At 59.4% G+C, this 8,008-nt stretch carries 9 protein-coding genes and 1 pseudogene; 5 read left to right on the forward strand and 5 right to left on the reverse strand.

The window, feature by feature from the left end:
- The first annotated feature begins 680 nt into the window (after window positions 1-680).
- From CRO75_RS31705 to pbpG, 3 genes are all read left to right on the forward strand, one after another.
- Window positions 681-884 (forward strand): hypothetical protein, encoded by a 204-nt coding sequence (locus tag CRO75_RS31705; RefSeq protein ID WP_097140554.1) that lies wholly within the window; start codon window positions 681-683, stop codon window positions 882-884.
- A gap of 223 nt (window positions 885-1,107) precedes the next feature.
- Complete coding sequence (locus CRO75_RS31715) at window positions 1,108-2,304, forward strand: site-specific integrase (RefSeq protein ID WP_097140556.1); 1,197 nt, start codon at window positions 1,108-1,110, stop codon at window positions 2,302-2,304.
- 122 nt (window positions 2,305-2,426) lie between these two features.
- On the forward strand, window positions 2,427-3,365 hold the full coding sequence (pbpG, locus tag CRO75_RS31720; protein ID WP_097140558.1) for a D-alanyl-D-alanine endopeptidase: 939 nt from the start codon (window positions 2,427-2,429) through the stop codon (window positions 3,363-3,365).
- A gap of 91 nt (window positions 3,366-3,456) precedes the next feature.
- Here the strand turns inward: pbpG and CRO75_RS31725 are convergent, their stop codons facing one another.
- Window positions 3,457-4,131, reverse strand: coding sequence for a PA2778 family cysteine peptidase (locus tag CRO75_RS31725; protein WP_097140561.1), 675 nt, complete (start codon window positions 4,129-4,131; stop codon window positions 3,457-3,459).
- 222 nt (window positions 4,132-4,353) lie between these two features.
- On the opposite strand from CRO75_RS31725, the gene CRO75_RS33095 reads away from it, so the two are divergent.
- Window positions 4,354-4,521, forward strand: coding sequence for a hypothetical protein (locus CRO75_RS33095; RefSeq protein ID WP_009044656.1), 168 nt, complete (start codon window positions 4,354-4,356; stop codon window positions 4,519-4,521).
- A 77-nt stretch (window positions 4,522-4,598) separates the two neighbouring features.
- Here the strand turns inward: CRO75_RS33095 and CRO75_RS31730 are convergent, their stop codons facing one another.
- Together CRO75_RS31730 and CRO75_RS31735 are read right to left on the reverse strand one after the other, a co-directional pair.
- Window positions 4,599-5,360, reverse strand: a complete 762-nt coding sequence (locus tag CRO75_RS31730; protein WP_097140563.1) for a TerC family protein — start codon at window positions 5,358-5,360, stop codon at window positions 4,599-4,601.
- A gap of 30 nt (window positions 5,361-5,390) precedes the next feature.
- Window positions 5,391-5,639 (reverse strand): hypothetical protein, encoded by a 249-nt coding sequence (locus CRO75_RS31735; RefSeq protein ID WP_009044657.1) that lies wholly within the window; start codon window positions 5,637-5,639, stop codon window positions 5,391-5,393.
- A 135-nt stretch (window positions 5,640-5,774) separates the two neighbouring features.
- On the opposite strand from CRO75_RS31735, the gene nhaR reads away from it, so the two are divergent.
- Window positions 5,775-6,680 (forward strand): transcriptional activator NhaR, encoded by a 906-nt coding sequence (nhaR, locus tag CRO75_RS31740; protein ID WP_053261896.1) that lies wholly within the window; start codon window positions 5,775-5,777, stop codon window positions 6,678-6,680.
- 6 nt (window positions 6,681-6,686) lie between these two features.
- Here the strand turns inward: nhaR and CRO75_RS31745 are convergent, their stop codons facing one another.
- Window positions 6,687-7,841, reverse strand: a complete 1,155-nt coding sequence (locus tag CRO75_RS31745; RefSeq protein ID WP_007927226.1) for an MFS transporter — start codon at window positions 7,839-7,841, stop codon at window positions 6,687-6,689.
- A gap of 76 nt (window positions 7,842-7,917) precedes the next feature.
- Window positions 7,918-8,008 (reverse strand): annotated as a pseudogene (locus CRO75_RS32470) (IS5/IS1182 family transposase); the annotation flags it as partial.

An 8,008-nucleotide genomic window follows, 5' to 3' on the forward strand; every position in this document is an offset into this window, starting at 1 on the left:
GTATCCCAACAGTTTCCACGACGGCTCATGCTTTGGCGCATGCGGTAACGCTAGAGCCGTTGGCGAAACTGGCGACTACCGCATTGGGCGAATTCAACCGGTCGTCGCAACACCTTTGATCGAGGTGTTTATGGGGCGACCTGCAGGATGAATGCAAAAATTGACAGACCAGGGAGCGATGCGTTCGCCAGGGGCGCCGTCACTTCGTAATGAGATCGAGCGGCTGTTTTAGGTGCAGATCGCAACCGGCATCACAAGCGAAAAGGCAGCTGGTTTGAGGCAGACCCTGACGAAGACCCAGAGAAAAGTCGTCTCGACATCAGGCTCACTTGTGGCAGCGTCCTGGCCGGCTGCGACCGCGTAGGCCCATTCGCATATCACTGGGCTTTCGGAGATAAGGACTTCGGCGCCGATGTCGTCGAGTGGCAAGAATCTCTTGCAATTGTTACTGACAACGCCTAACCCCTCCCTCGACTCAACAGCCTGCCGGCGACCATCAGACCTTTCCGAATCACCTGCACCCAAAACTGAATTGGCGCCCGTACCGGCCAGCGCTCTCGCCCCTTTACGAACGCGCGGAACCGGTCGGGCGGTGCAACTCTATCCAGGGTCGCGCCGCATGTCCCGAACACAATTCTGAATAAACCTGAATGGCCGCCGGCGGCGGCCGAGGAATCCCCATGTCTGCAAAAAAACTCTTCGAGATCCTGGTCGGCATGCTGGCCTACCTGCTGATCACCCTGCTCTGGTTTTACAGCGCCGTCCCCAGCATGTGGGAGAGCGGGACTGAAGCCGCAATCATCACCACTAGTTTCGGCTCGATGCTGTGGCTGGCCGTTACCGCCAGCGGCATCGTTTACATCATCCAGCGGGCCAGGCCCTGAACCCACCATCTGCCGCGGCGCGCGGCATGGAGCCATCTATGAGCGAAAGAAACGAACTCCCCGAAACGTACCCATTCGACAAGGTCCCGGAGGAGCGCATGGCGATGCTTCTCGGTACGACAAAACGAGCCCTTGAGGGCAAGCGGGCGCGCGGAATCATCCCAGAAGGGGTGTGGAACAAGATCGACCAGCGAATTTTTTATAGCATTAGGAGATATGAAGCATGGCAAGAAAGCCAATGGGACTGCCCGCAGGAGTTAAGTTTGCTGGTCAATCAATCCGGATTCGATTCACATGGCAAGGTCGAAAGTGCGAGACCCTCCCCTATCCACAAACCGCAAAAGGCATCAAAGCGGCATCTGATCTCCGTGCTCAAGTAGTCAGCCTGGCCAAGCACGGCGCGCTCGACGAGAAAAAATATGCAGAGCTGTTCCCGAACTCGAAAATCATCGGCATCAGCAACAGCTTGACCTTTGGCGAGTACGCTCAGACCTGGCTCGATGGGCTGGAGGTGGTGCCAGGGACTCGCAGCAACTACCTAAGCACGCTCAACATCTACTGGATGCCTAGCCTGTCAGCTATACCGATGGGCTCCATAACCACAATGATCTTGCGCAAGGTTATATCCGCAACTCCCTGGAAAACCACAACGATAAAACGAACAGCAATATCAAGGATGAAAGCCCTGATGAGTTCAGCTGTTCGGGATGAGGTAATCAAAAGGAATTCGGCGGCAGTAATCCAGCTTCCCGCCAGGAACAAGAAAGTGATTGACCCCTTCACTGCTGCTGAAGCGGACTCAATAACTGATTGGCTGTACAAGAACTTCACCCAACCGGCTGCGCAGATCTACGCGGCCTACTTCGAGTTTGCGTTCTATACGGGCATGAGGACTGGAGAGCTGCTTGCTCTCCGGTGGGATGAGATCGACCTACAAAAGCGGACAGCTCATGTGTGCCGGATCGTTGTGAAGGGGAAGATCAAGGAGCGCACAAAAACCAAGTACGCCAGGACGGTGATGCTTAACAGTCGAGCCATGCACGCCCTTACAAGAGCGAAGGAGATTGCAGATCAGCGAGCCGGTGATCGAGGGCGAGTGAAGAAGTCATCCCCCTTTGTCTTCCAGCCATCTGGAGGCTCGGACTTCATGCGGGGCCCCAGCACTCCTGGAGGTCACTTTGATAAGCCGCTGAAGGCCCTGAAAATAAAGCTCAGAAGCCAATACAACTGCCGGCATACCTACGCCACAATGTGCCTAATGGCTGGCATGAACCCAGCTTTTATCGCTGGTCAGCTGGGTCATAGCGTGCAAGTCCTGCTTTCAACTTATGCCAAGTGGCTTAACTCCACCACCGACTGGGCAGAAGTGGGGAAACTCGAAAGCAAGATTGGTACAAAATTGGTACAGAATGAAATTTAATTTACCTGAAGCCCTTTACCTACGGGCGTGTAGCTCTTTCCTGGCACATACTCATAAAATGTAACGTTTTTCTGAAAGCAGCCCGTTGCAGAACGGCATATCCACTTCATGAGTCCGCCCGCGTGAAAATCCGTCTTTCTATCCTGAGCCTATTTTTTGCATTTACAGGCACCTTTATCACGCAGAGCGCCGTCGCTCGCGAAACCACCGAAGCGCCACGCGACCCCTCCCAACTGCATATCGCCTCCGGCAGCGCCATGCTGCTGGATCTGCAGACCAACAAGGTCATCTACTCCAGCAATCCCGACGTGGTCGTGCCCATCGCGTCGGTAACCAAGCTGATGACCGGTCTGATCGTACTCGACGCCAAACAACCACTGGATGAGTACATTTCCGTGGACATCAGCAACACCCCGGAAATGAAAGGCGTGTTTTCCCGGGTCAAGCTCAAGAGCGAACTCCCGCGCAAAGAGATGCTGCTGATCGCCCTGATGTCGTCGGAAAACCGTGCCGCCGCCAGCCTCGCCCACCACTACCCGGGCGGGTACGCAGCCTTTATTGCCGCCATGAATGCCAAGGCCAAGGCACTGGGTATGACCAGCACGCACTATGTTGAGCCGACAGGCCTGTCGGTCCATAACGTGTCCACCGCACGGGACCTGAGCAAACTGTTGCTGGCGGCGCGCAAATACCCGCTGCTGAGCGAACTGAGCACCACCAAGGAAAAGACCGTGGCGTTCCGCAAACCCAACTACACCCTGGGTTTTCGTAATACCGATCACCTGGTCAACAAGGCCAACTGGGACATCAAGCTGACCAAGACCGGCTTTACCGATGAAGCAGGCCACTGCCTGGTACTGGTAACCAGCATGAGCAACCGCCCGGTCGCCCTGGTGATTCTCGACGCCTTTGGCAAATACACGCACTTCGCCGATGCCAGCCGCATTCGCCAGTGGCTGGAAACCGGCAAAAGCGGCTCGGTACCGAATGCCGCCTTGAACTACAAGGCCGGCAAAAACCTGAAAAGTCGTCAGAGCGGCGTCGCCCAGACTGCCGAATAGAACCTGGCAGACACAAAAAAGGCTGCAGATCCGTCGATCGCAGCCAGTTCAAAGGACGGCGCCCAAGGGCGCCGTCAGCGTTTCTGCAACCTCAGTGGGCGCTCAACGCCTTGGCCGCCCGTGCCGCCGCGTTCTCCTGCCCGGCCTGGGCCAACTCATCGGCCGCTTTCAGCCAACGCTGGCGATCGACCTGGGCGGGCACCTGGGTCGGCCCCTGAATCAACACCGCCCAGTGTCCCGCATTGCTCCAGGCCGACTCGAACTTGGCAAAGTCCATCAACAGACGACGATTCATTCCCGCGCGCAACAATACTGTCTGCTTGTGTCGGTTATAGCCCGCCAGCACGGCATAACGCGGCTCGGCCCAGAACGCCGAACCTTCGGTGTAACGCACCATCACCGGGTATCCCGCGGCAACCTGGGTCAGCAGCGCCGATAAATTGTCGTCCAGCGGATAGACCACCATCCCGTACTCACGCGCCAGGGTCAGCATGTTCTGCTGCAACTTCGCCTCGGCGCCTGGCAAATGCAGCGGCTTGTCCAGCAGACCTGGGGTGATCGCGATACCTTGCTGGGACAGCATGCTGGCCAGGGTGCCCGGGCCGCTCTGATAGGTTTCGCCACGGAAAAACGGCACGCCGTTGAGTTCCACCCGCTCGGGCAGGCGCTGAATCTCCGGCTGCACGCTGCTGGCGCAACCGGCCAGCGTCAGGGCGCAAGCGCTCGCCAACAACAGTGTTCGAAATCGCAGAAACATCCGTTCCATCATGACTCTCTTGTGCAGACGCCAAGCCAGGAGCCCCGGCCGAAACGCTGATCATAGGGCGCCGCGACGCAGGGGTATAGCGTTAAGCCGCGGTAATTTGCGTCCCATAGAGCAAAGCGGTCGATGACACTCGACTATTGGTCAATGGCTTGAAACACATCCGCGACTAGACTGTCCATTGCGAAGAGTGTGTGCCCTGGACAGGGCAACAAGGAGGCATGCATGAGCCTGACAACGACAATCCTGATGCTGATCGGCGGCTGGCTGGCCGTTGCCGCTGCCATGCTCTGGGGTGTCTTGCGGATCGTTCGCCGACACCATCATCCGCGTTTGCCGACTCCCGCCGCGAAAACCGCAAAACCGGCCCGGCATCACGCCACCGCGCACTGACTGGCACTTTCTTCTGCCCAATAAAAAACGGCGGCCTGTGTCCTTGAACACAGGCCGCCGTCGGTTGTTGCCGTAAATCAGGCTTCGACTTCCGCCTCCGCCGCCACCCGCTTCTGCCGGGCACGACGAGCCAGCATGTTCAGCCCCTCGATGGCCGCCGAGAAGGCCATGGCCGCGTACACATAACCTTTTGGCACATGGGCGCCGAAACCTTCGGCGATCAGGGTCATGCCGATCATGATCAGGAAGCCCAGGGCCAGCATGACCACCGTCGGGTTGTCATTGATGAACTTGGCCAGAGGCTCGGCCGCCAGCAACATCACCAGTACCGACACCACCACCGCGATGATCATGATCGGCAAATGCTCGGTCATGCCGACCGCGGTGATGATGCTGTCGATGGAGAACACCATGTCCAGCATCAGGATCTGGCCGATCGCCGCGGCAAAACCCAAGGACACGCCAGCGGTCTCGTTTTTGCTGTCCTGCGGTTCCGGATCCATGCTGTGATGGATTTCCGTGGTGGCCTTCCACAGCAGGAACAGGCCGCCGGCAATCAGGATCATGTCCTTCCAGGAGAAGACCTGGCCGAAGACATCGATCACCGGTTCGGTCAGCTGCACGATGAAGGCGATGGTGCTGAGCAGTGCCAGACGCAGGATCAGGGCCATGCCGATACCGATCCGCCGGGCCTTGGCCCGGTGTTGCTCGGGCAGCTTGTTGGTCAGGATCGAAATGAAGATCAGGTTATCGATGCCGAGCACGATTTCCATGACCACCAGGGTTGCCAGGGCGACCCAGGCGGTGGGGCTGGCGGCGAGTTGTAAAAGGTATTCCATGGCTCAGTCCTGAGTCGGGGTATGGGGGAATCAGATTTCCTGGGACGACGAGGTGGCTTCTTTGGCCTCGTCAGCCGGCTTTTCCTGCTTGCTGATCAAGCCTTGGGTCGCGTCGCTGATCGCCTGTTCGGCGGCCTTGTGCGTGTCGTCGATCGCCTGCTTGGCGTTTTCCGCGGCCTTACCCAACAGCTGTTGCGCGCTTTTTTCCGCCTGCTCGCAACCGGCAAGAGTGATCAACGACAACGCCAGCAACGATGCGGCGATGGATTTATAGGTCATTGCGCTTTCCTCGTTAGAACGGACCGGGCCGAGACGATGGCCCGTCAATAGCGAGGCATTCTATGGAGGCGAACACTTCAGGAAAATTCGTATTTTTAACAGCTATACTTCGATTTTTACGAATCAAAGCCAGCCATGCTCAACTATCGCCAACTGCACTACTTCTGGGTCGTCGCCAAGACCGGCAGCATCGTCCGGGCCTGCGAGCAACTGAACCTGACCCCGCAAACCATCAGCGGCCAGATCACCCTCCTCGAACAAACCTACGGCATCGAGTTGTTTCGCCGGGTCGGTCGGCAATTGGAACTGACCGAAGCCGGGCGCCAGACCCTGCCCTACGCCGAGCAGATGTTCCAGCTCGGCGGCGAACTGGAAGCCATGCTCCAGGCCCAGCCCAACGAACAGCAAATCCTGTTTCGGGTCGGCGTGGCCGATGTGGTGCCCAAATCGATCGTCTACCGCCTGATCGCCCCGACCATGGAGCTGAACGAACCGATCCGCATCACCTGCCGCGAGGACAAGCTCGAACGCCTGCTGGCCGACCTGGCCATCCAGCGCCTGGACCTGGTGATTTCCGACAGCCCCATGCCTTCGCACCTGGACATCAAGGGCTACAGCCAGAAACTCGGCGAATGCGGTATCAGTTTTTTCGCCACCGAAGAACTGGCCGAGCGCTATGGAACGAACTTTCCCCATAGCCTGCATGGCGCTCCGCTGCTGATTCCCGGGCAGGAAACCGTGGTGCGCAGCCGGCTGCTGCGCTGGCTGGCCGAGCAGCAGATACAGCCCAGGATCATCGGTGAGTTCGACGACAGTGCCTTGATGCAGGCATTCGGCCAATCAGGCAGCGGGATCTTTATCAGCCCCAGCGTGATCGCCGACGAAGTGCGGCGCCAATACGGTGTGCAACTGATCGGCCAGACCGATGCGGTCAGCGAGTCGTTCTACGCCATTTCGGTCGAACGCAAGGTCAAGCACCCCGGCATCGTGGCGATCACCGAAGGCGCCCGCCGCGAGCTGTTCACCGCCCTGGGCGCTTGAGGAGAGTCAGGCGCAGCTGGCCTGTGGCTTGAGGGTCATCAACAGCAGGGCCAGCAGGATCGACACCAGGATAAAACCGGCGGCGGCGAACCCCAGGCTGCCCAGCCCCAGGGTGTCGATCACCCGGCCGCCGACCATGGCCCCCAGGCCGATCCCCAGGTTGGCTCCGGCGATGTTCAGCGAAGCGGCAAACGCCGGCGCCTGAGGCGCGGCCTTGATCAGGCGGACATGGCTGACCAGAAACAGCGCCGCCTGGGTCACGCCCCAGATGCCCATGGCCGCGGCCAGGCCCAGCGGCGAGTGGATGCTTGGCACCAGCGCCACCATGCCGCCGATCATCAAGGCGCAGAAGCCCATGGAGGCCAGCAACGGATGGCGGTCCACCGCACGGCCGCCCAGCGAGTTGCCGATCAGCCCCACCGCGCCGAAACCCATCAGGCACCAACCCACCAGCGTGCCGTTGAAACCGGCCAGGCGCTCGAGGATATCCGCCAGGTAGGTGTAGGCGGTGAACATGCCGCTGAACACCAGGATCGACAGCAGCACATGCCCCTGCATCAAGGGGCTGCGCAGGATGCCGAACTGCGAGCGCAGGCTGGCCTGCTCGTTGTGCACGCGGGTCTGCGGCAGGTAGACATACAGCAGCAACGCCTTGGCAAAGGCCACCAGCGCCAGGATGCCGAACGCGGCGCGCCAGCCGAAGGCATCGGAAATCAGCGTACCCACCGGAATGCCGAACACCGTGGCGCAGACGATGCCGAAGCCGATCTTGGCGATGGCCCGCCCGGCGTAGTCGGGGCCGACGATGTCCACCGCGGTTTCGCTGGCCAAAGCCCAGAACACCGGCAAGCCCAGCGCCGGGATCAGCCGGGCCACCGCCATTACCCAGATATTCGGTGCCAGCGCCGCCAGGGTATTGGCCAGGCCGAACATCACCAGCACCGAAATGAACAGGCGCTTGCGCTGGAAACGGGCGAAATAGGCCGTCAGGAACGGCCCGAACGCCGCCACGGTGAAGGCGAACAAGGTCACCAGCAGGCCGGCCTGGGGCACGCTGACCGCAAGGTCCCGGGCAATCGAAGGCAGCAGGCCGACAATGATGAACTCCGTCGTCAGCACGGTAAAACCGGCGGCTGACAACAGCAGAATGGGCAACAGCATGGAAAACTCCGGAAACGACGACATCAGCGATGGCCTGGTGGCCCGCTGACTGGAGATGAGAAGAGGATGGCGAATCCTAGGCAGTGTACGAAAAGTAATGTCGCAAACACCGCATGGTGCAAGCCAGTGAGACCATCGCCGCAAAACTTTTCGCCAGCTTGTCGTAG

This window comes from Pseudomonas sp. LAMO17WK12:I10, assembly GCF_900215185.1.
Taxonomy (GTDB): domain Bacteria; phylum Pseudomonadota; class Gammaproteobacteria; order Pseudomonadales; family Pseudomonadaceae; genus Aquipseudomonas; species Aquipseudomonas chlororaphis.